Below are 24,234 nucleotides of genomic sequence, written 5' to 3'. Positions count from 1 at the left end.
ACACCTCGGGAGGCTCGGTGGTGCGTTCGGCCGTTAGGTGATCGCTGGCGGTGTCGGGTTGGCGCGTTGATGGTTGGCGCGTTCGGCGCGTTCCATGGCGACGGTCGCGACGACGATCCGGGTGAGCTCGATGCGAACCGCCCAGTCGTCCATCGCGGCGACCCGGCACCGGGCGGCGGCCAGGGCCTGCTTGCGCTGCCAGGCCTGTTCGACCGCGATCCAGTGCGCGTCGTGCTGGGCACGGCCGTTGAGCGCGGCGCCGAGCTGTTGCGTGAGGTCTCGCCAGCGCCTCACCGCCGACCACCTGCTCGGCGCTGTCGGCGGCGGGCGGCGAGGGAGACCACGCCGTCCGGAAGCCGGGACTGGGTGACCGTGCGGGGCTGCTGGAGGCAGGTCGCGGCGTGGGGCATGTACCGGCGTTCGTGGCCGGCCTGCGGGAGGTCGGTGGTCGGGACTCGGGAGCGCCAGGTGCCGAGGCCGTCGCGGTAGGCCACGACGTTGCCCTCGTTGTCGGGCTCGGGGTTGAGCGCCTGGCGCTTGCGGGCTGCGGTGATGGTCCATCGGACGGGCTGGTGGCAGTGCTGGCAGGTACCGAGGTCAGCGGGCATCAGCGTTGCCCTCCCTGCTGCGCGGTCCAGGCCTCCAGGCGGGAGCCGTGGGTGCCGGACAGCGGACGGGTGGTGGGCGCCGTGCACGGGCGGCCGGGCTGCGCCTTGCACTTCGGGCATTCGACCTCGCGCTGGGGCTGGTCGACCTTGGCGGTGCCGTAGGCGGGGAGGGCGGCGGCCAGGGCGGCGCGGGCCTCGGCGGGGACGTACGGGCGGCGGGTCACTCGGCCACCCCCGGCGCGAGCGCGGCCGCGGTGCTGGTGGCGGCAGTGGCCTGGCGGGATGCCTCGCGGCGGCGGGCCTGCTCGGCCTCGACGTCCTCGCGGGACACGGGCGGCAGGCTGCTGGCGGCTCGGCGGGCGTCGTCGAGGCGCCAGGGGTGGACCTCGGCACGCGCGGTGCGGCGGCGGTTCCGGCAGGACCGGCCGGCCGGGGCGGCGCACTGCTGGCAGGGCACCGAGAGGACGTTCACGCCGATCTCGGGCTGGCCGCCGGGAGTCTGGCCGACGGCGGCGAGCTCGGCGGCGAGCCGCGGCGATGGCACGGCACTGCCGGACTCCAGCGCGGCGCGGATCGGTCGGGCCGGGAGCCGTCCGGCCGCGGCGTCGGCAGCCAGGGCGCGGATTGCCGCGGCGGACTGGGCGCCGGTCTCGTCCGGGCGGCCGTCGTAGACCGGGTGGGCGGCGGCGAGGCGGCCGGCGCGGAGGGCCTTGACGCGGCGTCGGATGTCGGCGGGCATGATCCAGTCGCGGGTGTCGCTGTAGTGGTCGGCGACGGCCTGCTGGGCATCGGTGGCGTCGATGTCGCCGAGGACTCGGTGCCAGGCCGTGACGTCCATGGCGCCGACGGTCCGGCGGTCGAACGCGCTGCACATGCCGAGGAGTTCAGCGATCTGGGACGGGGTCATGCTGTGCCTGCTTCCTGGGCTTCCTGGGCTTCCTGGGCGCGGAGTTGCGCGGCGAGGGCGAGGGCCTGGCCGACGCGCTGGTCAGTGGTGGACGGTCGGGCGGCGCCTGCGCCGCCGCCAGGGATGGCCAGCAGGAACGCGCCCTGCTCGGCGGCGGGTTGCTCGTTGGCCAGGGATTCCCAGCCGGGCAGCCACGCGGTGACGTGGGCGGGTGCTGAGCGCATTCGGGCGGCTGCCAGGGCGTGGGCGACCATGGCGCGCACGCCGACGCGGACCATGGTTCGGCGGATGCGTTCCCAGTCGCTGGCTCGGCGCACGTTCCACGCGGTGCCGGCCAGCTCCGGGTGCGCGGCCAGGGCTTCCTGGAGCGGCCGAACGACGTCCGGGACGCCGCGTGCCGGGGGCGCGAGCTTGCTTGCATTCCCTACCTCCGTAGGAGGTAGGGAGGGGAGGGGAGGGGCTAGCCGCGCGCGTTCTTCAGCGAAGTCCGGCGTGACAGTTGGCTCTGACCTGCGGATGTTGTCGCAATCCGGGGTCTCACCTGAGGTCTCAGTCGGGGTCACGTCTGGGGTCTCACCTGAGGTCTCGGTCGGGACCCCGGTTGGGGTCGCGGTTTTGATCGAGGCCCGTTCTTCGGCGAGGCGTGCGCGGCGCCTGCGCTGGCGCTCAGCTCCTGCTTCGCGGGCCTGCTCGACCTCGTCCTTCGACCGGTTGTAGAGCAGGTAGTCGTGGATGACCCAGTCGCCCGCTTCGGGCTGCTCGCACCGCGGGCACTCGTGGCCCCGGACGTGGAGCATCCCGAGGCCGGCGAGCTTGCGGAACTGGGCGGGGGTGCCGTAGTCGCGGGCCACGGGTCCGGGGACGTGGCCCTCGGTGGTATGCCGCGCGGCGTAGGCACCCAGGCGGCAGAAGAGCCCGGCGGCGGCGTTGCCCGCCTTGCGGATCTTCGGGTGGTTGTCGAACCCGTCGTCGACTGCGAACCATGGCATCGTGCGGTGCTCCTACGTGGTGGGGTCAGCGGCCGGGGAGGGCGCAGGGCTGCCGGGAGACGCACGGCGGCGGCCGGGCGGTGGACGGCACGGATCAGTCCCCCTGGCGGCGGACGGGCTCACCGAGTTCAGCGAGGTGACGGCGCACAGCGCCGTCGAGGAGCATCAGGCGGCTGAAGGTCTGGATCCCGCTGGTCTCGGAGTCCGCGAGGTCGAGCGCGCGGCTGAGCGGTGTGTCGGCGATGGGCAGCGCGTCCTGGAGGGCGAGGTAGGCGCGGGCGGCGCCGGCCAGGTCCACGAGCGCGGCCTGCTCGCTGCTCTCGCTCCACCCTTCGTGCCAGGGGTCGATGATGCGGTTGGAGCGGTCGAGGCGCTGCTCCAGGGCAGTGCGTAGGGCTGCGAGTTCGGGCTGTTCAGGCATCAGGTTCCGTTCAGGTAGCGGTCAGCGAGCTGCGCGCTCTGGGCGGCGAGGGCGGCCACGGCGCAGACCTTGTGGGCCGGGCGCCGCTTGGTCGTCCGCAGGTGCGTGAGACCGCCGCAGTGCCGGCACGGGAGCGGCTGCCCGGACCAGTGGGCCGAGTTGCGCCAGTCCAGGAGCGGCGGCTGCCCGGTCACCCCGCTGCCTCCAACGCCTCGATCTGCAGGCGGATTGGCAGCGGCTTCTCCGCGCGGCGGTGGGCCTGACCGATGGCGTCCCAGGTGATTCCGAGGCGCTCGGCGATCTCGGCGCGGGTCGCGCCGTCTAGTGCGAGGGTGAGCGTCTCGTCGATCAGCTCCTGCTGGCCGTACTGCGACGCGGTGGACGCGTAGCGGGGCGTCCGAATCCTCGGGTTGGGAGCCTCGTCCGAGTCGATGTCCGTCCACGCTGTCGGGACCGCCCACCCTTGTGCCTGGGCGTAGTTGATGCCGCGCCGGACGATCCACGGCTTCACTCCGTGTGCGGCTGGGTCTTGGTCGTGGAGGTCGTCGTAGACGTCCACGATCGCGAGATGCGTCGATGCCCAGACGAACGGCGATGAGAGGATCCGGGACAGCGAGTCCAGGCTCCGCTTGGACCGGCGCGAGAGTTCCGGGTTCGGCCATCCGATGGCCCGCATCCCCTGGATCCTGCGCTGTTTGCCCAGGGCCGGCAGGAACGCCTTCGGCTCCAGTCGCTGCGGGTTCGGCGAGACGGCGAGGATCGCGGCCTCTGTCGTCGGCCTGACCCGGAGACGACCGGCACGGATCTGGTTGAGGTCCCACAGGGTGACCCCCGCGAGCCGGGCGATCTGCCGGTAGGCGATCCCGCTGTCGTGGACGTCCTCGATGTGGGCCCGGGACGGGGCGGCATCGACGAAGGGCTGCCAGGTGCCGTAGGCGATCCGGCGGCGACGCTGGCGCACCCAGCTCGCGGCCACGTCGCAGCACGGGAGGCAGTTGCAGTTACGGGGGTGACCGGGGGTGGACGTCGGTAGTGGAACGTGCGTGCCGCGCGCCTGCCGGGTGGTCATGACGCCCTCGCCCAGGACGGCCGGGCAGCGGACGGTGCCGGGGTGGTGTCGCGGCGGGCGGCGCTCTCCCACAGCGGGAGGACGAGCGGCATCGGGATCTCCGTCGTCTCCGATTGGCCGTCGGGGCGGTCGAGCTGGCGGCGGAGGTCCTCGATGATCTGGCCGGCGCGGCTGGCACGCGCCTGCTCGGCGGCGAGGGCCTGCTCGGCGGTGGTGGCGCGGGCCTCGGCCGCGAGGCGCTGTTCGACGAGCCGCGCCATGAGGTCGTCGGCCAGGGCGCGCTGCTCGCGCTCCTTGGCGAGCTGCCGGGTGAGCGTGACCGCGGCCTCGGTGGCAGTGGCCAGCGCGCCGGTCAAGCGCTCCCACGAGGCGGCAGTGCGGCGGTGGGCGCCCGTGGGGCGGCTCCACAGCAGGGTGGCGCTCATCGCACACCCCCGGCGAAGGCGGTCTGCGGACGGCGGGCGTTGAGCCGGGCGTTGAGGTTGCGGGCCGCCTGGAGCTGCGACTCCAGCTCCGCGACCTCGCCGTACAGCTCCTGGACGCTGTCGAGGGCGCGACGCTGGTTGATCTGCGCGGTGCCGACGTCCTGGCGAGCGTCGATGAGCGCCATCTCCAGCGACTCGACGCGACGCGTCAGCGTGGTGATCTTGGTGGTCTTGCGTCCGAACACGGGAGTCTCCCTGAGTGCGGTGCGTGGATTGGGGGTTGGGGCCGCCCGCGCGGGGCGGCCCCGGGGCGATGGCTACGCCTCGTCCGACTCCGGCGGCGCCAGGAGAGCGGGCAGCACGTCGGGCGTCATCAGGCCAGCGCGAAATGCCTGCGTGATGGCGTCCTCGCCGTCGGCGGTGAACGTCAGCCGGTGCCCGCGCTGACGCTCGTCCGGGATCTCGACACCGGGAACGATCTCCCCGGTCGCCGGATCGATCGCCTTGCCCGACTTCTGCATGGCCTTGAACAGCCCGCTCTGCCATGCAGGGCTGACCTCCCGCACGAAGCGGGTGGTGTGCACGGTCGGGTAGGTGTCGCGGACCCAGTCGATCCATGCCCGCTCGTCGGTGATCCGCGGCGCTGGGTCGGGGTTCGTCAGCACGACCTTGGCGACGACCTGGCCGCTGGGCATCACCGCGCCGAACGCGGTCACGCCTCGCTGCGTCTCGTCGTCCATCGCGGCCTGGACCCGGCCGCGCGCGGCCTCGTAGCGGGCCTTGGCCGCTGTGACGTGCAGTTGAACCGCCGCGAGCTCGGCCTTCAACGCGGCCTCGCGCAGGGCCAGGTCCATCAGCGTCTCGCTCATGCGGCGGCGCTCCGGCGCAGGTTGGTCGTCATCTCCTGGAACGCCGCGACGCTGCCGTGCGCGATGGGCATGTTGAAGGTGCCCTTGAAAGCCTCGGCCAGTTCGGCCAGCGGCAGTGCGATGTCGTCGGCGGCGCGCTCCATCGCGGCCCGGGCCTTGTCCCAGCCAAGCTGAGAGATCTGATCGAGCGTGTCCTGTCCGGCCCCAGCCGCGCTGGCCAGGTTCCACACGTGCTCGACGGCATCCGCGTCGAGCGCGTTGACGGCGTCGGCCACGTAGTCGTGCTCCGGCGGCGCACTGGCGGGATGCGCCGAAGGCCGTGACCCGTAGGGGAGTTGCCGTGGGCGTGCTGCGGGGAGCGGCAGGCGACCACGACCCGCGAGCATGTCCGCCGCGCTGTCTTCTACATCCGGATGCCCAGACTGAAGCGCGGCGTACAGCTCGGCGTCGGTGGGTTCAGCTGCGATGCGCGCTGACGCCCGTTCCGGCCGCGTCGGGGCGACAGCCCCAGGCTTCAGAGCAGAGCCGTACTCCTTGATTAGCTTCCCGAGCTGCAGCCGCTCCTTGCTGACCGGGTGCGCAACCAACGCGCTGTGCAGACCACGCTGACCGGCACGGGCGTACAGGCTCAGCGCCGACGCGTACGTCAGGCCAGCAGCGGTGAGCTCGTCCACGATCGGCTGCACCGGATCGATGCCGTGGCCGAGCTGCTCCAGGATCACCGCAGCGAGCTCCTCGCCCGGGTGATGGACAGTCAGCCCCTCCAGTGGCTCGTACCGCGTTTTGGTGACGGTTCCGGTGCCCTCGACCATGTCCAGGATCAGGCCGAGCTCGTACTCCGCGCCTTCGCGCTGCACGGCCTTGACGCCGAGCTTGGTGACCTTCTTGCCCTCGATCGCGTAGTCACCCTTGGTGCGCATGGTGACGATGACGTGGCCCGAGAAGTTCAGCAGCGCGTCGAGCATGGCCTGCTCGATGGGGTTGCCGTCGCGCCAGCCGCCGAAGGATCCGCCGGCACCGGGCTTGCGGCCGGCCTCATCCACGATCGCCAGCAGGCCGCCCTTGCCGTTCCAGAAGTGGGACCAGCTGTCCACGATGAGGACGGCGAGGCTGGCCTGCTCGGCGACGTGGACCGCCTCGATCAGGTTGCGCGGGTCGTGGTTGTCCATCGGCATGTGACCGAAGACGTGACCGCCGAGCTCGGGCTTGCCGGGCACCGGGGCGTAAGTGAGAGCGGATCCGCGCTCGGTGTCGATCACGCCGATCAGTCCACCCTGCGCGAGACCCTCGGCGATCCGCAGGCTGCTCTTGGTCTTGCCGGACCCGGCGGGCCCCTGGAGCCCGATGCGAGCGCGAGCCTGCTCACGGGTCGCCGGGCTGAAAGCGAAGGTGCTCAAGCTGCCCTCCAGGGGGCGTCGATGAGGCGGGCGGTGAGGGTCTGCGCGGCCGCGCCGGTCAGGCCGTCGGCGAGCGCGAGGGCCTCGCGGTAGTTGAGCGTCGACTCGGCGTGCTCGGTGATCGCGGCCTCCGCGAGCTCCTCGCGGTACTTGTCGACGACCTCAGCGGCGTGGGTGACCATCCACTCGGGCAGGTCCCGACGCTCCTGGTCGTGCTGCACCGAGGAGAGGTGTGCCTGGGCGGCGGCGAGGTCGATGAGGAGCTGGCCGATGGTCTCGGGGTCGTCGCCGTAGGCGTCGGCCAGCATGTCCAGCACGGCGGGGATCAGGTCGTCGGTGCGCAACCGGACCGCGAGGTGGTCGGCGCCGATCGTCGCGGTGACCGTCATGCCGCCACCGCCGTCACGGCCTGCACGGCAGCCGACAGGGCCGCGTACTCGACGCGCTCCTCCTCGGACCAGGCCAGCGGGTCACGGGCGTGGTTCGCGGTGAACTCGGCGAACGGGTCCTTCGGCAGGTAGGCCGACAAGCTGACGGCCGTCTCGCCGATCGAGCCGCGCACGTAGAAGCCGATCGAGTCGCCGACGGGGTGCTTGTCCACCGTCGCGTCGAGGCAGGTGGCGATCTCGGCCGCCAGGCGCGCACTGTCGACGTGCATGTACCGCACCGACATCTGCAGTTGGCCGTCCGGCCGGGGCCGCCAGTCCATCGGCTGGCCCTGGAGCTCCGGGTGGTCGGTCAAGAACTGGACCAGGGTCTGGGCTGCGGTGAGCGCGTTCCTGGGGGTGGTGCTGTCGGTAGGCTGGGTGATCGTCACGGCCTACTCCTCTCGCAGGTCAGGGGTGGGGTGTGGCATGGGTCGCTCCGTTGCACCGGGGCGGCCCGCTTGTGTCTCAGGCCGCGCGGCTCGGCACCGCGGGGAGATGGGGGCGCTTCGGTCGAGCCGTAGGTGACAGCGCCCGGTTGCTTCGGGAGTCAGCCGCCTTGCAGGCGGCGAGGTACCCGTCGATCGCCGCCTGCTCGTAGCAGACCCGACCGGCGTGCTTGAAGCTCTCGGGGCCGACTCGGCGGACACGCCACTTGCGGAGCGTGCTCGGCTCAATACCAAGCTGTACGGCCGCCTCCGGGAGCCAGACGCAGCCCTTCGGCGCGCGGCCACGCATGGTCGCGGTCACATGTCCTCCTTGAGAGTGTCAAGATTTTCGTGAGAAACGTCAGATTTTGGAGACGCTGAGGGCATGAAGAGCACGAGCACCGCGACGCCGAGGGCCTCCGCGATGCGGTGGGCGTGATCCACGTTGGCGTCCGCGCGCCGACCGGACAGCAGGTGGCCAATGATGCTGGGCGAAACTCCTGCAGCAGTGGCGAGCGATCGAGTGCTGTACGCGGTCCCCCGGCCGGGATGCTCCATGATCCGGCGCATAAGGTCCGGATCGCGCAGGCTATACGGGATTCTCAACGTCGCTCCATGCGTCTCTCCATCGGAGACGGTTCGTCTCTCGATGCTGACGACGATAGCCAACTTGAGACAACCTGTCTAGGAATCCTGACGCCGAGATGTGGATATTCAGCGCGCGTAGGGTGTCGACGATGGGCTTCTGTAGACAATCCGTCTGCAGATTGAGACACTGCATGTCGTCTGACCTGCGGCAACCCGTCACCAGATGGGCATATGCCAGATGCGGGTGATACGCACGAGACAGGAGAGCCACCGCATGGCCGACGTCGAGGCTCCGCGGCGCGATGACCTCTCCGCCATGGTCCGCGAGGCCAACGCCGGCGACGGCAGCTCCTACCGCTCCCTAGCGCGACGCGCCATCGACCCGGAGACGGAGCAGCAGCTCAGCACTCCGTGGATCAACAACCTGGCCAGGAATCTGATCAAGTCCGCGCCGGCACCCTGGCAACTCCGGGCCCTGGCCGTCGCCCTTGGCAAGCCGCTGTCCGTCGTACAACGGGCCGCCGCACGCCAGTTCCTGGAGTACGAGGCCAAGGAACTGAGCGGCTATTCCGATGACGTCCGAGTCGTCGCGAGCTACCTGGCAGGCATGACCGACGCCGAGGTCCGCCAGTACCGGGCGATGATCGAAGCATCCGAACGTGTTAAGCACGAGGGTCAGTGATCAGCAGACGCTGACGCTACGGGCGTCGGCTCGTCGACAGGGGGGTACCTTGCTCAGGAAGGTGTACGTACTGGACCCGGAGCTCGGTCGCGATGTGCCCATTGTGGCCCGCGAGACACGAGGCCAGATCGTTTACCACTGCTCTCCGTACCACTTCACCGAAGAGGCAGTGATGAACCTGACCCTCGTTGAGCAGAAGCTGCTGGACGGGGCCCACTGGTTCCAGTTGTGGGACGGGGAGATCGTGTCGATCGCGTCGCCGGAACTGCGGGAGGACGAGCCCGCCGCGATCTGACCTCGGATCGCTCGGCAGGGAAGGGGGGCTGATGCCGGGATACATCGAAGATCGCTGGTACTACAAGGATGTCGACAAGAAGACAGGCAAAAAGAAGCCGAAGGACCGCGTCAACCAGGGCCTGAGGTACCGGGTCTGCGGCATCCCCGGGGTCAAGGACGAGTCATTCAAGGCCCTGGCTGACGCGAAGGCCTGGCTGGCTGCCGCACAGACGGATGCCAGGCGAGGCGTGTTCGTCGACCCTGAGCTCGGGGCGATACTGCTCCGGGACTACTTCGAGACGGTGTACTGGCCCGGCGTGACAGTGGCGGTCGGCACCCAACGGAGCATGCTCGGCAAGATCAACAAGCACATCATCCCTCTGCTCGGCCACCGACCGCTCAACGAGATCAAGGACGAGCAGGTCCGCATATGGCTCGCCACCATCCGGAAGAGCCTGGCGGTCAGCACCTCTCGCCTGGTCTACTCCTACCTCTCGGCGATCCTCAACGCGGCCGTGATCGGAGGCAGGATCCCGAAGAACCCATGTGCCACTCGCGGGATCAAGCCCAAGAAGCCCGATAAGAAGGCCCGAGCGTTCACCGCCGCACAGGCCCAGGCTGTCCGCCAGGAGCTCCGCGAGCGGGACCGTATCGTGCTGGACCTGGGAATCGCCGCCGGCCTCCGACAGGGCGAGGTCCTGGGCTTCTCCCCTGACGACATCGACGAGGCGGCCGGTGTCCTGCACATTCGCCGACAGCTGCAGCGCGACAACGCCAAGGCGTACCTGAAGCTCCCCAAGGGCGACAAGGAGCGCGACGTTCCCCTGTCGCCCGGCCTGCTGAAGCGGCTGCTGGAGTACAGCGAGAAGCATCTGCCGCTCGAAAAGGAGCTGCCCTGGATGGGCGAAGGCGGCGCCTCCAAGGTGACCACCGTGCGCCTGCTGGTGTCGACGAGGTTCAGGAACCCGGTCGACGGGTCCAGCTGGGACCTCGACTCATGGAAGCCGGCGCTGGCCCGTGCTGGGGTGATTCCCCCCCAGGCTCGGTCTACGACGCACCACCGCGGAGCATGGCCGGGTACGCGCGAGTGGGGTTTCCACATCGCCCGGCACACCTACGCCTCAGTCCAGCTGCAGGCCGGCGAGTCCATCATTTCGCTGTCCGAGTGGCTCGGGCACGACGACCCGGGCTTCACGCTGCGGACCTACACTCACTTCATGCCAGGCGCTGGCGACAAGGGGCGCGCGGCGATGGATGCGTGGGTCGGAGAGGACTTGTAATGGATCTCTACGTACGCTCTACGGGGCCGTTTTGGATCACCCGCAGGCCGGAGTGGATCTTTCGCTAGTCCGACCTTCGGATGATCACTGCCGCAGTCGCCGACCCGAGAACCTGAGGACTTCCCGCAGGTGAAGCGGGTAGCCTTCGAGCACTGACTCAGTCCCGGGTGGCCAGCGCCCGGAGGAAGAAGGCCAGGTTGGCCGGGCGCTCGGCCAGCCTGCGCATGAAGTAGCCGTACCACTCGCCGCCGTAGGGCAGGTAGATCCGCATGGTCGCGCCGGTGTCGACGAGCCGCTCCTGCTCCTCGGGCCGGATGCCGTACAGCATCTGGTACTCGAAGGTGTCCAGCCCGCGGCCCTCCCACTGGGCGAGCTGCCCGGCGATCCGGATCATGCGCGGGTCGTGCGAGGCGACCATCGGGTAGCCCTCGCCGGCCATCAGCACCTTGAGGCAGCGCACGTAGGAGAGGTCGACGTCGCGCTTGCCCTGGAAGGCGACCGACGCGGGCTCCTGGTAGGCGCCCTTGCACAGCCGGACCCGGGAGCCGGCACTCGACAGGTCCGCGCAGTCGGCCTCGGTGCGGTGCAGGTAGGCCTGGAGCACCACGCCCAGCCAGGGGAAGTCCGCGCGCAGCTCGCGGGCGATGCCGAGGGTGGAGTCGGTGGTGGTGTGGTCCTCCATGTCCAGGGTGACCGTGGTCCCGGCGTCGGCGGCGGCCTCGCAGATGCGGCGGGCGTTGTCCAGCGCGATCCGGGCGCCGTCCGCGGGCAGGAACTGCCCCACCGCGGAGAGCTTCACCGAGACCTCGGCGCGCTCGGCGAGCCCGGTCTCCTTGAGCGCGGCCAGCAGCTTCTCATAGGCGGCGGCGGTGTCGGCGGCCTGGGCGGCGTCCCGGGTGTCCTCACCGAGGTGGTCGAGGGTGATCCGGCGCCCGCCGCCGACCAGCGCGTCGGTGACCGCGACCGCGTCCTCCAGCTGGTCGCCGGCGACGAAGCGCTGGACGATGGCGCGGGTGGGCGGAAGCTTCTCGATGACCTGGCGGACCCGCGGGGCGCGGGAGGCGGCGAGCAGAGTGGTACGGAGCATGTGCACTCCTGGGCAGGGGCGCGGGGCGCGGGCAGGTGGGGGTGGGGGTGGGCGCCGCGCCCCCGGGGGCTGGGGGCGCGGCGCCCGGGTCGGACCGACGGGACGTCAGCCCTGGTGCGGGTACCGGTAGTCGGTCGGCGGGACGAAGGTCTCCTTGATGGAGCGGGTCGACGTCCAGCGCAGCAGGTTCTGCGCCGAGCCGGCCTTGTCATTGGTCCCGGAGGCGCGACCGCCGCCGAAGGGCTGCTGGCCGACGACGGCGCCGGTCGGCTTGTCGTTGATGTAGAAGTTGCCGGCCGTGAAGCGCAGCCGCTCCATGGTCGACGCGATCACGGCCCGGTCCCGGGCGATCACCGAGCCGGTCAGCGCGTAGCCGGAGGCCGAGTCGACCAGGTCCAGCACCTCCTCGTACCGGGCGTCGTCGAAGACGTGGACGGAGAGGATCGGGCCGAAGTACTCGTCCCGGAAGTACTCGGCCGTCGGGTCCGCGCAGACCAGCACGGTAGGCCGGACGAAGTAGCCGACCGAGTCGTCGTAGCCGCCGCCGGCCAGCACCTCCACCTGCGGGTCGGCCGCCGCGCGGTCGAGCGCGGCCTTGTTCTTAGCGAAGGCCCGGGCGTCGATGACGGCGCTGAGGAAGTTGCCGAGGTCGGTGACGTCGCCCATGGTGAGCCCCTGCACCTCGTCCCGGAGGCCGTCCTTGATCTCCGCCCAGAGCGAGGCGGGGATGTAGGCGCGGGACAGCGCCGAGCACTTCTGGCCCTGGTACTCGAAGGCGCCCCGGGTCAGCAGGGTGCGCAGCGCCGCCGGGTCGGCCGAGGGGTGGGCGACCAGGAAGTCCTTGCCGCCGGTCTCGCCGACCAGGCGCGGGTAGCTGCGGTAGTTCGTGATGTTCTCGCCGACCGTGCGCCACAGGTGCTGGAAGGTCGCGGTGGAGCCGGTGAAGTGGATGCCGGCCAGGTCGCGGTGGTGCAGCGCGACCTCGGAGACGGCCAGGCCGTCGCCGGTCACCATGTTGATCACACCGGCCGGCAGCCCGGCCTCCTCCAGCAGGTCCATCAGCAGGTGCGCCGCGAACTGCTGGGTCGGGGACGGCTTCCAGACCACGGTGTTGCCCATCAGCGCGGGCGCGGTCGGCAGGTTGCCGGCGATCGCGGTGAAGTTGAAGGGCGTGATCGCGTAGACGAAGCCCTCCAGCGGCCGGTGGTCGCTGCGGTTCCAGACGCCCGGCGAGGACTCCGGCTGCTCGGCCAGGATCTCCCGGGCGAAGTGGACGTTGAAGCGCCAGAAGTCGACCAGCTCGCAGGGGGTGTCGATCTCGGCCTGCTGGGCGGTCTTCGACTGGCCGAGCATGGTGGCGGCGGCCAGGGTCTCGCGCCAGGGGCCGGCCAGCAGGTCGGCGGCCTTGAGGAAGATCGCGGCCCGGTCGTCGAAGGAGAGCGCCCGCCAGGCGGGGGCGGCGGCGAGGGCGGCCTGCACGGCCTCCTCGGCGTCCTCGCGGGTGGCGTTGCGCATGGTGCCGAGTACGGCCGCGTGCCGGTGCGGCTGGACCACGTCGATCGGCTCGCCCCGGCCCAGGCGGCGCTCGCCGTCGATGGCCATGGTCAGCTCGACCGGTTCCTGTCCGCCGAGGCGCTTCAGCTCGGCCTCCAGTCGCGCACGCTCCGGGCTGCCCGGTGCATAGCTGTGCACCGGCTCGTTCACCGGTGCGGGAATCCGGGTCACAGCATCCAACACGTGCGCTCTCCTCGGTGTCGACGTTCGTGGGTCTGGCGTCACCTCGACGTTAGGGCCGCGCCCGGCCCGGCGTATTTGTCCGACCGACTAACATCTTGAGCACACTCCTGTCCGACCGGCCAACCCCGAGGGCCACCATGAGTACAGAACCGCCCGGCGGCGAGCCCGGCTACGGCGAGCCCACCGCGCGCGGGGTGACCCTCCGGCACCTGCTGATGTCACTGGGCGAGCCGGTGGTGGAACTCCAGTGCGCGCCGGCCGGGCTGGACGTCCAGGTCGGCGGGATCGCGCTGACCGACCCCGAGGAGCCCCCGGCGGCCAGGCCCGGCGACCTGGTGCTCGCCCTCGGCGTCCGGGGCCGCGCCGCGCTCCCGGTGCTGCGCGCCGCCGGCCGGGACGGCGCCGCCGCGGTCGCGGTCAAGGGCCAGGACGGCCCTGCCGCCACCGGCCCGCTGCGGGAGGCCGCCGAGGAGGCCGGGATCGCGCTGCTGTCCGTCGGCCCGCTGGTCCGCTGGGGGCACCTGGACGCGCTGGCCCGCGCCGTCCTCGGCAGCGTCCAGCCCAGTCGGCCCGGCGAGGGGCCGGACGAGGGCGACCTCTTCGCCCTGGCACAGACCACGGCCGTGCTCACCGGCGGCATCGTCTCCATCGAGGACACCGCCAACCGGGTCCTCGCCTACTCGCGCTCCGCCGACTCCGACGAGGTCGACGACCTGCGGCGGCTCACCATCCTCGGCTGGCAGGGCCCGGAGCCCTACCTCGCCGCGCTGCGCGGCTGGGGCGTCTTCCAGCAACTGCGCAGCTCGGACGCGGTGGTGGCGATCGACGCGCACCCGGATCTCGGGCTGCGCCGCCGGCTCGCCATCGGCATCCGCTCCGGCGACCGGCAGCTGGGCACCATCTGGGTCCAGGAGGGCTCCACCCCGCTGGCCGAACGCGCCGACCAGACGCTGCTCGGCGCGGCCCGGGTCGCCGCGCTGCACCTGGTCCGCCCCCGCCGGGAACCCGACGCCGACCTCCGGCTCACCCGGACCCTGCTGACCGGCCTGCTGGACGGCGCCACCGGGCCCCAGTCGCTGGCCGGTCACCTCAACCTCGGCCTGACCAGGCCGGCTGCGGTGCTGGGCTTCAGCCTGCCCGGGTCGATGGATCCGGCGCGCGGCGAGACCATCGGCCTGGTCTCGGTCCATGCCGCCGCCCGGCACCGCAACGCCCTGGTCACCCCCATCGGCGACCGGGTCTACGTGCTGCTGCCCGACCTGCCGCGCGGCCTCGCCCCGACCGCGCTGCTCGGCTGGGCCCAGGAGATCACCGAGACCGCCCGCCGCCACCTGGACACCCGGCTGCGCGGCGCGGTCGGCCGGGTGGTGGCCGGCCTGGAGGCCGCCCCCGCCTCCCGGCACGAGGCTGACCGGGTGCTGGACGCGATGGCCGCGGGCCGGGTCGACGCCGAGGTGGCGGCGCTGCCGGAGGTCCTGGCCGAGGTCCTGGTCGGCGAGACCCTGGTGCTGCTCGCCGCCAACCCCGCCGTCCGCGACCCCCGGCTGACCCGGTTGGCGCGCGACAACCGGCAGTTGACCGAGTCCGTGCTCGCCTGGCTGGACGCCTTCGGCGACGTCCGGGCGGCGGCGGAGGGGCTGCACATCCACCCCAACACCCTGCGCTACCGGGTCCGCCGCGCGGAGCAGCTCACCGGTCTCGACCTGGGCCGCCCCGAGCAACGGCTGCTGGCCATGCTCCAGCTGCGGCTGCCGCCGGACTGATCCGGCGTCAGCCGCCCGCCGCCAGCCGTTCCCGCCAGTTCTGCCACAGCCCCAGCCACTGCGCGTCCGCCTCGATCTGCTGCTCCTGCCGTTCGCGCCGGTCGGGGCCGCGGCGGTCGGAGGGGAAGTCGTGCCGGGACCACTGGGCGCGCCAGGCCCGTTGGGCGTCCACGCTGGCGACCTCGCTGTCGAAGACCGTGTAGCGGATGCTCTCCTCCACCGCCGCCCTGGCGTCCGGCGAGCCGGGGAACCAGTCCACCCGCCGGGCGAGCTGCACCATCTGGTTGACCAGCGCGGTCACCGCGTCGTTGGCCGCCGCGCGCTCCTCCCCGGCCAGCCGCATCTGCTGCCGCACCGCGCTCTCCCACAGCGCCGAGTCGTCCTCGCGGCCGGAGCGCGGCTCGCGCGGCGGATGCCCCGACTCCAGCGCCGCCTCGACCCGCAGCGCATGCTGCACCGAGTACTCCACCAGCCGCCGGTGGGCGTCGAGACCGACCGGCTCCGGCTGCTCCGGCCCACTCGGCCCCCGGCGCTGGGAGCGGCGCGCCGCCAGCGCGGCCAACCGTTCCTGCCGCCCCACCGCATAGGGCTCCAGGTCCTCGACGGTGCGCAGCCCGACCCGGTCCGGGGCGACCCCGCGCCCGGTCACGGTGAGCGTCACCGGCTCGCCGCCGCGGCTGAGCAGCGGGCAGTCCGGACCGCCCAGGCTCAGCCGGGCGGCCCACAGCCTGCCCTCGACCCGCAGCGCGGCCCGGACCGGGATCCCGTCGATGGTGAACCAGGGCTCGGACTCCACCGGCAGGTCCCGGTACTCGCCCTCGTCGATCCCGGCGTGCTCGTAGAGCCGGTCGCGCTCGTCCTCGATGACGTCGTGCAACGAGGACGAGCGCTGTCCGGCCGCCGCCGAGGCGGTCTGCACCTGGACGTAGGGCCCCTCGGGGGCGAAGTGCTCGCCGTGGGCCAGGACCACCAGCACCAGTTCGCTGTTGTGCCGCTCCCAGGAGGCCAGCGTGGGCGAGGACAGCAGCGGCGCGGTGGGTCCGTAGAGCCGGAAGCCGCGTCTGCCCAGGCTGCGCAGATCGGCCAGGGCGAGTTCGTACCAGATGTCACGCGGGTCATCGAAACCCCAGCTACCGCTCCCGTACTGCACGCCGACGTCCCCTCCAGGTGTGGTCGGTTCCCTACGACCACCCTACGGAGCATCAGCGGCCAGAGGCAGTGGTCCGATCGGGTCGACTATGTGGTTGGCATGACTTTCGCCGTGCTGCTGCCGCTCCTGCCGCCGACGACCACCGTGGCGTCCAGCTCCTCGTCGGCGAGCACCCGGGCGGTCAGCCCGCCGGCGGTGAACGCCTGCACCGAGTACGGGGCCTGACGGTCACTCGTCTCCACCAGCAGCTGCCCGCCGGGGGCGAGCCAGTCCAGCGCCGCCGCCGCGACCCGGCGCTGGATGTCCAGCCCGTCGGCGCCGCCGTCGAGTGCCACCCTGGCCTCGTGGATCCGGGCCTCGGCCGGCAGCAGGCCGATGGCGTCGGTGGGGACGTAGGGAGCGTTGGCGACCAGCACGTCGACCCGGCCGCGCAGCCCGGCGGGCAGCGGCCGGTACAGGTCGCCCTGGTGGACCCGGCCGCCGTCGCCGATGTTGCGGCGGGCGCAGCGCACCGCGGCGGGGTCTATGTCGACGGCGTGGAGCTCGATCCCGTCCAGCGCCGCCAGCAGCGCGGCGCCGACCGCGCCGGAGCCGCAGCAGAGGTCCACCACGACCGGTTCGGGCAGACCGCGGGCGGCGGTCAGGGCCTGTTCGACCAGGAAGCCGGTGCGGACCCGGGGCACGAACACCCCGGGGTCGACGGACACCCGCAGGCCGCAGAACTCGGCCCAGCCGATGACATGTTCGAGGGGTAGTCCGACCACCCTCCGCTCGACCATGGCGTCGAGCTCGGCGGGGGTGTCGGCGGCGGCGACGAGCAGCCGGGCCTCCTCCTCGGCGAAGACGCAGCCGGCGGCGCGCAGCCTGGAGACGACGGCGAGATCAGCGGAGGAGGACGGAAGGGAAGACGGAAAGACGGTCATGAGGGCCTCTCGGGAAACCGAAGGGCGCTCGTGCGGCCGACCCGGAGCCGGTCAGGACCGGCGGGTCAGAGGGCCGCAGGGGGCGAGCACCCGGTTGCGTCCAGCGTTGACGGGTCCCACCTCCTCGGGGAGGCCACGGCCTCGGCGGCTCGTGACGACGGTGTGTCCGGGGCCGGAGCCGATGGAGCTCAAGCCGATGGTGCGACGGTCACACTACCGCATCACACGTGGCTCCCCGGCGGGCTCCCGGCGCAGGGTCAGCTCCGGCAGTCCCTCCATGTTCCCGCTGCCGTCGCCGCGCCCGACGACGGTGAAGCCGTGGCGCCGGTAGAAGGCGCGGGCCTCGGTGTTGAGTTCGAAGACCTGGAGGGTGAGCCCGCCCGGGCTGTGCCGGGCGAGCTCGTCGAGGAGCAGCGAGCCGACGCCCCGGCGGCGCAGGTCGGGGCGGAGATAGAGCTTGTCGAGCAGCTCCCCCTCCAGCGCGGCGTAGCCGATGACCTCCTCGGCACCGTCCGCAGCCGCGCCGTCGGCCGCGCGCACCGCGACCCAGACCCGCGACTCGCGGAGCACGACCTCCGCGACCCAGCGGGTCACCTCGTCCAGGGTGCGCCGCTGCAGCGGAAGGTAGGGCATGGCCGCCGCCCGCGCGTCCCGGTGGATCGCGGCGACGGCCGCCGCGTCGGCGACCGTCGCCGGCCGGATCCGTACCGCGTCCACGCCCTCAGCCCTGCTGCTGGGAACCGGCCTTGGACCTGGCCTTGTAGGCGGCCTTGCGGGCCTCCTTGGCGGTGGCCTTGTCCGGGTGGACCTCGCCGATCGCGTCCAGCACGGCCGTGGTGTACGGGTGGTCGACCCGCCAGAGCTCGGCGAAGAGGGCCGTGCTCGGGCGTCCCCCGGTCACCTCGACCACCAGCTCGCGGAAGACCTGCTCCCGCTCGGCCGAGTCGATGAGGTGCGCGGCGACCGTGTCGATGGTGTTCCACAGCCGGACGTCCGGGCTGAGCTCCGGCAGACCGGTCGCGCCCTGGGCCGTCAGCCACGCGGTGGCCAGGCCGCCCAGCTCCGGGTCGGCCAGCACCGCGCGGACGGAGGGCTCGGCCGGGCCGCCGAGGTGGTCCAGCGCGCGGGCGCAGAACATCCGCCGGATCGGGGCCACGAAGTCGTTGCCGCGCGCGGCTGCCAGCAGCTCGGTGGCGGCGAGCAGCGGCTCACGGCCGCTCAGCCACTCCCGGATCTCCTCCTCGGGCAGCACATTGGCGGAGCCGCAGATCCCCTCCAGCAGCTCGGCCGCGTCGCCCTGGGCGTGCACCCCGACCAGCGGCGCGTCGTAGCCGTCCTCCAGCAGCCACTGCCGGACGCCGTGGACGCCGAGCGGGGTGAGCCGGGCCAGCCCGAAGCGGGCGGCCTGCTCGGCGTCGACCTCGGGGACGGCGGTGTCCGGGCCGGGCTCCTCCTCCTCGCCCTCGCCCTCGCCCTCGGCGAAGAGGGTCGGGTCGATCGGGCGGTACTCCAGCATTCCGATGTCGGCGAGGTCCTGCAGCATCGGGTCGAGGGTGACCATCACCGAGGTGATGTCGCCCAGCATCTCCGCGTCCGGCTCCTGGCCGTCCGGGACCACCAGCAGCGCGGCCAGGACGCCCAGCGGAATCGTCTGCTCGGCCTCGGTGGCGGCGAAGGCACGGGTCTCGTAGAGCACCTGGAGGGCGTCGTCCAGCAGGCCCTGGGTCTCCTCGCGGGCCTCCTCCAGCTCGGCGTACTCGCTCTCGGTCTCCTCGTCCGGGTCCTTGGCGGCGGCCTCGGCCGGCGGCTCGACGCCCAGGTCGATCTCGGCCTCGACGGCCGTCCCGGCGACGATCGAGGCGGCGGTCTCCCATGCCTCCAGCACGCTGTCGGTGTCGCCGCGCTCCAGTACCTCCAGCTCGGCGCCGGGGCGAGCGACCTCGCCCTCGCCCTCACCGCTCGCCGGGTCGGCGTCGCCGACCCGGATCAGCTCCAGGTCCACCGCCAGCGCCCAGGCCGCGGCGACCTTGCCGAGCGCGACGTCGGCGTCGCCGTCCTCGGGCACCAGGTCCAGGTCCATCGCGGCCTGGGTCTCCAGCTCCGAGCCCAGCTCGCCCCACTCGTCGACCGGGCGGAACGGCGTGATCCAGCGCGCCAGCCGGATCGCGGCCGAGAGCAGCGGCACGCCCAGCGCCGCCGCGGCCAGCTCCTCGCGCGGCAGCAGCCGCACCGGAGGCACGATGATCAGCTCGTCCTCCTCCTCGGCCTCGTCGCGCCCGCCGACCGCGCCGTACAGCGTCTCCAGGTCGAAGTCGGCCGGGAGCGAACCCGCACCCGCGCCTGCACCCGACGGGTTGTCACTCTTCTTACGGCTGGAACCCGCCATGGCCGTGCACTCCCTCATCCGTACCGCGACAGCTCTACCGGAGGCGACGACAGCCGCCGTCACGCTCCGCATCTGACGACACTATCCCGCACCCGCTCCCAGGACGCCCACGCTCACCCGGACGGGGCGTCGCTCCAGCGTCGCGCACCGGATGCCGACGTACCACTGCCGCGTGGATCTATCCCCACAAGGGATGAATCCACGCGGCAGAGGGAACGGATCGCGGCCCGGCGGCCTCGGGGGCAGCCGTGCGGCCGCGGACGTCGCTCGGACGTCGCTCGGACGTCGCTCAGACGTCGCTCAGACGTTGAAGCCCAGGGCCCGCAGCTGGTCGCGGCCGTCGGGGGTGATCTTGTCCGGGCCCCACGGCGGCATCCAGACCCAGTTGATCCGCAGGTCCTGGACCAGCCCGTCGGTGGCGGTACGGGCCTGGTCCTCGATGACGTCGGTCAGCGGGCAGGCCGCCGAGGTCAGCGTCATGTCGATGGTGGCCACGTCCGACTCGTCGATGTGGACGCCGTAGATCAGGCCCAGGTTGACCACGTCGATGCCCAGTTCGGGGTCGACCACGTCCAGCAGGGCCTCCATCAGGTCGTCCACGGCCACCGTTCCGGCGGTCGTCCCGACGAACGTGCTCGCGCCGTCCGCTGCCGTCTCGGCGGCGGGCTCGGCAGTCGTCTCGCTCATGCGCTCTCCTTCACAGGGGTGTCGGCCAGCGCCTGGGCGGTGGCGTCCTTCCAGGCCATCCAGCTGAGCAGGGCGCACTTGACCCGGGCCGGGTACTTGGAGACGCCCGCGAACGCGATGGCGTCCTCCAGCACCTCCTCGTCGCCCTCGGCCTGCCCCTTGCTCTGCATCAGTTCCAGGAAGGCCTCCTGGATCTGCTGCGCCTCGCCGACCGTCTTGCCGACCAGCAGGTCGTTCAGCACCGACGCGCTGGCCTGGCTGATCGAGCAGCCCTGCGAGTCGTACGAGACGTCCGCGACGGTGCTGCCGTCCAGCCGGACCCGCAGGGTGATCTCGTCCCCACAGGTCGGGTTGACGTGGTGCACCTCGGCGTCACCGGCCCGAAGGCCCTTGCCGTGCGGGTGCTTGTAGTGGTCCAGGATGATCTCCTGGTACATCGAGTCCATCTTCATCGCGTCGCTCCTCCTCCCAGTCCGTCAGCCGAAGAAGTCCCGGACGTGGTGCAGCCCGGCAATCAGACTGTCCACCTCCGCCTCGGTCGAGTACAGGTAGAACGACGCCCGGGTGGTCGCCGGAATTCCGTAGCGCAGGCAGACCGGCCGGGCGCAGTGGTGCCCGACCCGGACCGCGATGCCCTGCTCGTCCAGCACCTGGCCGACGTCGTGCGGGTGGATGTCACCCAGTGTGAACGAGATCGCCGCGCCCCGGCCCTCGGCGGTGGCCGGGCCGATGATCTTCAGCTCGGGCACCTCCAGCAGCCGCTCGATCGCATAGCCGGTGATCCGGTGCTCGTGCGCGGCGACGGCGTCCATGCCGACGGCCGAGAGGTAGTCGATGGCCGCGCCCAGGCCGATGGCCTGCGAGATCGGCGGGGTGCCGGCCTCGAACTTGTGCGGCGCGGGGGCGTAGGTGGACGAGCTCATCGACACGGTCTCGATCATCTCGCCGCCGCCCAGGAACGGCGGGAGGTCCTCCAGCAGCTCCTGGCGGCCCCAGAGCACGCCGATGCCGGTCGGGGCCAGCATCTTGTGGCCGGTGAAGGCGACGAAGTCGGCCTCCAGCGCCTGCACGTCCAGCACCATGTGCGGGGCGGCCTGCGAGGCGTCGATGACCACCAGCGCGCCGACGTCCTGCGCGCGCCGGACGATCGCCTCGACCGGGTTGACCGTGCCGAGGATGTTCGACACCAGCACGAACGAGACGACCTTGGTCTTCTCGGTGATGATCTCGTCGATGTTGGAGAGGTCGAGCCGGCCCTCGTCGGTCAGTCCGAACCACTTCAGCTTCGCGCCGGTGCGCTGCGCCAGCAGCTGCCACGGCACGATGTTGGAGTGGTGCTCCATCTCCGTGATCACGATCTCGGTGTCCGGGCCGACCCGGTACGGCTCGTCGGCCCAGCCCAGCATGTTGGCGACCAGGTTGAGCGACTCCGAGGCGTTCTTGGTGAAGATCACCTCGTCCCGGCTGGGGGCGTTGACGAAGGACGCGACCTTGTCACGGGCGCCCTCGTACAGCGCCGTGGCCTCCTCCGCGAGGGTGTGCACCCCGCGGTGGACGTTGGCGTTGTGGCGCTCGTAGTACGCGTTCATCGCGTCCAGCACCTGCCGGGGCTTCTGCGAGGTCGCCGCGTTGTCCAGGTAGACCAGGGGCTTGTCGTCGTGCAGCACCCGCTGCAGGATCGGGAAGTCCTTGCGGATCGCCTCGACGTCGAAGACGCCGCTGCCGCTGCCGCTGCCGGAACGGAAAGTATCGGTCACGCTGCTGCGCCGCCCTTCACGTACTTCTCGTAGCCCTCGTTCTCCAGCTCGTCGGCCAGCTCGGGGCCACCGGACTTGACGATCTTGCCCGCCGCGAAGACGTGCACGTAGTCGGGCTTGATGTAGCGGAGGATCCGGGTGTAGTGGGTGATCAGCAGGGTGCCGACCTCGCCGGTGGCGCGGACCCGGTTGACGCCCTCGGAGACCACCCGCAGCGCGTCGACGTCCAGGCCGGAGTCGGTCTCGTCGAGGATCGCGACCTTCGGCTTGAGCAGCTCCATCTGCAGGATCTCGTGGCGCTTCTTCTCGCCGCCGGAGAAGCCCTCGTTGACGTTGCGCTCGGCGAAGGCCGGGTCCATCTGGAGCTCGGCCATCGCGGACTTGACCTCCTTGACCCAGGTGCGCAGCTTGGGCGCCTCGCCGCGGACCGCGGTGGCCGAGGTCCGGAGGAAGTTGGAGATCGACACGCCGGGGATCTCGACCGGGTACTGCATGGCCAGGAAGACCCCGGCCCGGGCGCGCTCGTCGACGGTCATCGCCAGCACGTCCTCGCCGTCGAGGGTGACCGTGCCCTTGGTGATCGTGTACTTGGGGTGGCCCGCGATGGAGTAGGCGAGGGTGGTCTTGCCGGAACCGTTGGGCCCCATGATGGCGTGGGTCTCGCCCTGCTTGACCGTCAGGTCGACGCCGCTGAGGATCTCCCGCGGGCCGTTCTCCGTCTCGACGGTGACGTGCAGGTCGTGGATTTCAAGGGTTGCCATGGGCTCAGGACTCCTGGGTGACGGAGACGAGCACATCGTCCCCTTCGATCTTTACGGGGTACACGGGAACGGGACGGGTGGCCGGCAGGCCGGAGGGCTTGCCGGTGCGCAGGTCGAAGCTCGACCCGTGCAGCCAGCACTCGATGGAGCAGTCGTCCACCTCGCCCTCGGAGAGGGAGACGTTGGCGTGCGAGCAGATGTCGTTGATCGCGAAGACCTCGCCCCCGGTGCGCACCAGCGACACCGGGACCGCCCCGACCACGACCCGCTTCGGGGTGTCCGGCTCCAGCTCGCTGAGGGCGGCGACCCGCACGAAGCCTTCCGAGGCTGCGACCGTCATGCGACCGAGGCCTCCAGTTCGGCGTCGATCTTCTCGATCAGCCGGTCCTGCAGCTCGGGCAGGCCGATCTGCTGCACCAGCTCGCCGAAGAAGCCGCGGACGACCAGGCGCCGGGCCTCGTCGGCCGGGATGCCGCGCGCCTGGAGGTAGAACAGCTGCTCGTCGTCGAAGCGGCCGGTCGCCGAGGCGTGGCCGGCGCCGACGATCTCGCCGGTCTCGATCTCCAGGTTGGGGACCGAGTCGACCCGCGCCCCGTCGCTGAGGACCAGGTTGCGGTTGAGCTCGTAGGTCTCGGTGCCCTCGGCCGCGGCCCGGATCAGCACGTCGCCGATCCACACCGCGCGCGCGTCCTTGCCCTGCAGCGCGCCCTTGTAGGCGACGTTGCTGCGGCAGTGCGGGGTGTCGTGGTCGATGAAGAGCCGGTGCTCCAGGTGCTGGCCGGCGTCGGCGAAGTACAGCCCGTACAGGTCGGCCTCGCCGCCGGTCGAGCCGTAGACCACGCGCGGGTGCAGCCGGACCAGGTCGCCGCCGAAGGTCACCACGACCGACTTGAACGAGGCGTCCCGGCCGACCAGCGCGGTGTGCTGGGCGACGTGGACGGCGGTGTCGTCCCAGTCCTGGATGGAGACCACGGTCAGCTTGGCGCCGTCGCCGACCAGGTACTCGACATTGGCCGCGAGCACGGCGTCGCCGGTGTGCTCGATGACCACCACGGCCTCGGCGAACGCGCCGACCTCGATCACCTGGTGGCCGTAGGCGGTGCCGCCCTGGCCCTGGATGGTGATCCGGACCGGCTCGGTCAGCCGGGTGTCGCGCGGGATGGAGACCACCCCGGCCTTGCCGAAGCTGCTGAACGCCTGGGCCGCGACCCGGTCCACCGGCTTCCCGGCGGCGCCGACCCGGGGGTCGGTCCGGTCCACGGCCTCGACCGTGACACCCTCGGGGGCGCTCACGTCGACCTTGAGCGCCCCGCGGGTGGCCTCGGCCGTCCCGTCGTGGAGGCCGCGGAGGCGGTTCAGCGGGGTGAAGCGCCAGTTCTCCTCGCGCCCGTTCGGCACGGCGAAGTCCGCCACGTCGAAGGAGGCGACGGCGTCGAGCCGGGCGTCCACCGGGTGCGCGACGGATTCGCGGCCGGTGCCGGGGCCGGCGAGCTGCGCGCCGGCGCCGGCGGTGCCGACCTCGATGGAACCGGCCGTGGTCGAGCTGCCGGGAGTATTCATGACGTCAGCCATAGCTGTCGTACTGCTCGCTTTCTGGATAAGGGGGAGGGATCCGGGGG

At 71.8% G+C, this 24,234-nt stretch carries 31 protein-coding genes; 4 read left to right on the top strand and 27 right to left on the bottom strand.

Annotated features, from left to right (window positions below; translation table 11 throughout):
• Nucleotides 1-33: 33 nt before the first annotated feature.
• The 15 genes from BS75_RS29260 to BS75_RS29185 form a co-directional block, all read right to left on the bottom strand.
• The gene (locus tag BS75_RS29260) at nucleotides 34-294 is read right to left on the bottom strand and encodes a hypothetical protein (protein WP_034090404.1); all 261 of its coding nucleotides are present in this window, start codon (nucleotides 292-294) and stop codon (nucleotides 34-36) included.
• Nucleotides 291-608 carry a hypothetical protein gene (locus BS75_RS29255; protein WP_034090403.1) on the bottom strand — a complete coding sequence of 106 codons (318 nt, stop codon included), beginning with the start codon at nucleotides 606-608 and terminating at the stop codon, nucleotides 291-293. The genes BS75_RS29260 and BS75_RS29255 overlap by 4 nt, the downstream gene beginning before the upstream one ends.
• Nucleotides 608-832 (bottom strand): zinc finger domain-containing protein, encoded by a 225-nt coding sequence (locus tag BS75_RS29250; RefSeq protein ID WP_034090402.1) that lies wholly within the window; start codon nucleotides 830-832, stop codon nucleotides 608-610. Before BS75_RS29250 ends, BS75_RS29255 begins: the two co-directional genes overlap by 1 nt.
• Nucleotides 829-1,515 carry a hypothetical protein gene (locus BS75_RS44900; protein ID WP_052069774.1) on the bottom strand — a complete coding sequence of 229 codons (687 nt, stop codon included), beginning with the start codon at nucleotides 1,513-1,515 and terminating at the stop codon, nucleotides 829-831. Before BS75_RS44900 ends, BS75_RS29250 begins: the two co-directional genes overlap by 4 nt.
• Nucleotides 1,512-2,504 carry a hypothetical protein gene (locus tag BS75_RS44895; protein WP_052069773.1) on the bottom strand — a complete coding sequence of 331 codons (993 nt, stop codon included), beginning with the start codon at nucleotides 2,502-2,504 and terminating at the stop codon, nucleotides 1,512-1,514. The genes BS75_RS44900 and BS75_RS44895 overlap by 4 nt, the downstream gene beginning before the upstream one ends.
• Before the next feature lie 94 nt (nucleotides 2,505-2,598).
• Nucleotides 2,599-2,925: a hypothetical protein gene (locus BS75_RS29235; RefSeq protein WP_034090401.1), complete on the bottom strand. Its 327-nt coding sequence runs from the start codon at nucleotides 2,923-2,925 to the stop codon at nucleotides 2,599-2,601.
• On the bottom strand, nucleotides 2,925-3,119 hold the full coding sequence (locus tag BS75_RS29230; RefSeq protein WP_034090400.1) for a hypothetical protein: 195 nt from the start codon (nucleotides 3,117-3,119) through the stop codon (nucleotides 2,925-2,927). The genes BS75_RS29235 and BS75_RS29230 overlap by 1 nt, the downstream gene beginning before the upstream one ends.
• Entirely contained in the window at nucleotides 3,116-3,901 is a 786-nt protein-coding gene (locus BS75_RS29225) for a hypothetical protein (protein ID WP_034090399.1), read from the bottom strand. The genes BS75_RS29230 and BS75_RS29225 overlap by 4 nt, the downstream gene beginning before the upstream one ends.
• Nucleotides 3,902-3,990: 89 nt before the next feature.
• The gene (locus BS75_RS29220) at nucleotides 3,991-4,419 is read right to left on the bottom strand and encodes a hypothetical protein (RefSeq protein ID WP_034090398.1); all 429 of its coding nucleotides are present in this window, start codon (nucleotides 4,417-4,419) and stop codon (nucleotides 3,991-3,993) included.
• Nucleotides 4,416-4,664, bottom strand: coding sequence for a hypothetical protein (locus BS75_RS29215; RefSeq protein WP_034090397.1), 249 nt, complete (start codon nucleotides 4,662-4,664; stop codon nucleotides 4,416-4,418). The genes BS75_RS29220 and BS75_RS29215 overlap by 4 nt, the downstream gene beginning before the upstream one ends.
• Before the next feature lie 72 nt (nucleotides 4,665-4,736).
• Entirely contained in the window at nucleotides 4,737-5,288 is a 552-nt protein-coding gene (locus tag BS75_RS29210; protein WP_034090396.1) for a hypothetical protein, read from the bottom strand.
• Nucleotides 5,285-6,685 carry an AAA family ATPase gene (locus BS75_RS44890; protein ID WP_052069772.1) on the bottom strand — a complete coding sequence of 467 codons (1,401 nt, stop codon included), beginning with the start codon at nucleotides 6,683-6,685 and terminating at the stop codon, nucleotides 5,285-5,287. Before BS75_RS44890 ends, BS75_RS29210 begins: the two co-directional genes overlap by 4 nt.
• Entirely contained in the window at nucleotides 6,682-7,074 is a 393-nt protein-coding gene (locus BS75_RS29200) for a hypothetical protein (protein ID WP_034090395.1), read from the bottom strand. The genes BS75_RS44890 and BS75_RS29200 overlap by 4 nt, the downstream gene beginning before the upstream one ends.
• A complete protein-coding gene (locus tag BS75_RS29195; protein WP_034090394.1) occupies nucleotides 7,071-7,502 on the bottom strand; it encodes a hypothetical protein in 432 nt (143 codons plus the stop codon). The genes BS75_RS29200 and BS75_RS29195 overlap by 4 nt, the downstream gene beginning before the upstream one ends.
• Before the next feature lie 354 nt (nucleotides 7,503-7,856).
• Nucleotides 7,857-8,207 carry a helix-turn-helix domain-containing protein gene (locus tag BS75_RS29185; protein ID WP_152645577.1) on the bottom strand — a complete coding sequence of 117 codons (351 nt, stop codon included), beginning with the start codon at nucleotides 8,205-8,207 and terminating at the stop codon, nucleotides 7,857-7,859.
• 193 nt (nucleotides 8,208-8,400) lie between these two features.
• On the opposite strand from BS75_RS29185, the gene BS75_RS29180 reads away from it, so the two are divergent.
• From BS75_RS29180 to BS75_RS29170, 3 genes are all read left to right on the top strand, one after another.
• On the top strand, nucleotides 8,401-8,808 hold the full coding sequence (locus BS75_RS29180; protein WP_042436541.1) for a hypothetical protein: 408 nt from the start codon (nucleotides 8,401-8,403) through the stop codon (nucleotides 8,806-8,808).
• Nucleotides 8,809-8,980: 172 nt separating this feature from the next.
• Complete coding sequence (locus tag BS75_RS51630) at nucleotides 8,981-9,103, top strand: hypothetical protein (protein WP_267970408.1); 123 nt, start codon at nucleotides 8,981-8,983, stop codon at nucleotides 9,101-9,103.
• A gap of 31 nt (nucleotides 9,104-9,134) precedes the next feature.
• Nucleotides 9,135-10,364, top strand: a complete 1,230-nt coding sequence (locus BS75_RS29170) for a tyrosine-type recombinase/integrase (protein WP_042436538.1) — start codon at nucleotides 9,135-9,137, stop codon at nucleotides 10,362-10,364.
• A gap of 157 nt (nucleotides 10,365-10,521) precedes the next feature.
• On the opposite strand, the gene BS75_RS29165 is transcribed toward BS75_RS29170, so the two are convergent.
• Nucleotides 10,522-11,451 (bottom strand): proline dehydrogenase family protein, encoded by a 930-nt coding sequence (locus BS75_RS29165; protein ID WP_034090392.1) that lies wholly within the window; start codon nucleotides 11,449-11,451, stop codon nucleotides 10,522-10,524.
• 105 nt (nucleotides 11,452-11,556) lie between these two features.
• Complete coding sequence (gene pruA, locus BS75_RS29160) at nucleotides 11,557-13,185, bottom strand: L-glutamate gamma-semialdehyde dehydrogenase (RefSeq protein WP_034093991.1); 1,629 nt, start codon at nucleotides 13,183-13,185, stop codon at nucleotides 11,557-11,559.
• A gap of 140 nt (nucleotides 13,186-13,325) precedes the next feature.
• Between pruA and BS75_RS29155 the strand changes: the two genes are divergently transcribed.
• Entirely contained in the window at nucleotides 13,326-14,951 is a 1,626-nt protein-coding gene (locus tag BS75_RS29155; protein WP_231607917.1) for a PucR family transcriptional regulator, read from the top strand.
• Between the two features lie 7 nt (nucleotides 14,952-14,958).
• On the opposite strand, the gene BS75_RS29150 is transcribed toward BS75_RS29155, so the two are convergent.
• From BS75_RS29150 to sufD, 10 genes are all read right to left on the bottom strand, one after another.
• Nucleotides 14,959-16,101, bottom strand: a complete 1,143-nt coding sequence (locus BS75_RS29150; RefSeq protein ID WP_034090391.1) for a hypothetical protein — start codon at nucleotides 16,099-16,101, stop codon at nucleotides 14,959-14,961.
• Between the two features lie 86 nt (nucleotides 16,102-16,187).
• Complete coding sequence (locus BS75_RS29145) at nucleotides 16,188-17,024, bottom strand: putative protein N(5)-glutamine methyltransferase (protein ID WP_042436535.1); 837 nt, start codon at nucleotides 17,022-17,024, stop codon at nucleotides 16,188-16,190.
• A 213-nt stretch (nucleotides 17,025-17,237) separates the two neighbouring features.
• Nucleotides 17,238-17,741: a GNAT family N-acetyltransferase gene (locus tag BS75_RS29140; protein WP_042436532.1), complete on the bottom strand. Its 504-nt coding sequence runs from the start codon at nucleotides 17,739-17,741 to the stop codon at nucleotides 17,238-17,240.
• A 4-nt stretch (nucleotides 17,742-17,745) separates the two neighbouring features.
• A complete protein-coding gene (locus BS75_RS29135; protein ID WP_052069770.1) occupies nucleotides 17,746-19,410 on the bottom strand; it encodes a hypothetical protein in 1,665 nt (554 codons plus the stop codon).
• Between the two features lie 300 nt (nucleotides 19,411-19,710).
• Nucleotides 19,711-19,998: a metal-sulfur cluster assembly factor gene (locus BS75_RS29130; protein ID WP_042436747.1), complete on the bottom strand. Its 288-nt coding sequence runs from the start codon at nucleotides 19,996-19,998 to the stop codon at nucleotides 19,711-19,713.
• A 95-nt stretch (nucleotides 19,999-20,093) separates the two neighbouring features.
• The gene (sufU, locus tag BS75_RS29125) at nucleotides 20,094-20,549 is read right to left on the bottom strand and encodes a Fe-S cluster assembly sulfur transfer protein SufU (protein WP_034090390.1); all 456 of its coding nucleotides are present in this window, start codon (nucleotides 20,547-20,549) and stop codon (nucleotides 20,094-20,096) included.
• 24 nt (nucleotides 20,550-20,573) lie between these two features.
• Nucleotides 20,574-21,854, bottom strand: a complete 1,281-nt coding sequence (locus BS75_RS29120; protein WP_042436528.1) for a cysteine desulfurase — start codon at nucleotides 21,852-21,854, stop codon at nucleotides 20,574-20,576.
• Complete coding sequence (gene sufC / locus BS75_RS29115) at nucleotides 21,851-22,615, bottom strand: Fe-S cluster assembly ATPase SufC (protein WP_034090389.1); 765 nt, start codon at nucleotides 22,613-22,615, stop codon at nucleotides 21,851-21,853. Before sufC ends, BS75_RS29120 begins: the two co-directional genes overlap by 4 nt.
• A gap of 4 nt (nucleotides 22,616-22,619) precedes the next feature.
• On the bottom strand, nucleotides 22,620-22,955 hold the full coding sequence (locus BS75_RS29110) for a non-heme iron oxygenase ferredoxin subunit (RefSeq protein WP_034090388.1): 336 nt from the start codon (nucleotides 22,953-22,955) through the stop codon (nucleotides 22,620-22,622).
• Nucleotides 22,952-24,175 carry a Fe-S cluster assembly protein SufD gene (gene sufD / locus BS75_RS29105; protein WP_408022560.1) on the bottom strand — a complete coding sequence of 408 codons (1,224 nt, stop codon included), beginning with the start codon at nucleotides 24,173-24,175 and terminating at the stop codon, nucleotides 22,952-22,954. The genes BS75_RS29110 and sufD overlap by 4 nt, the downstream gene beginning before the upstream one ends.
• Nucleotides 24,176-24,234 lie beyond the last annotated feature (59 nt).

The sequence above is a fragment of the Streptacidiphilus albus JL83 genome, assembly GCF_000744705.1.
Lineage (GTDB): Bacteria > Actinomycetota > Actinomycetes > Streptomycetales > Streptomycetaceae > Streptacidiphilus > Streptacidiphilus albus.
Note: the sequence above shows the minus strand (reverse complement) of the source record. Positions and strands in the feature narration are given on the sequence as shown.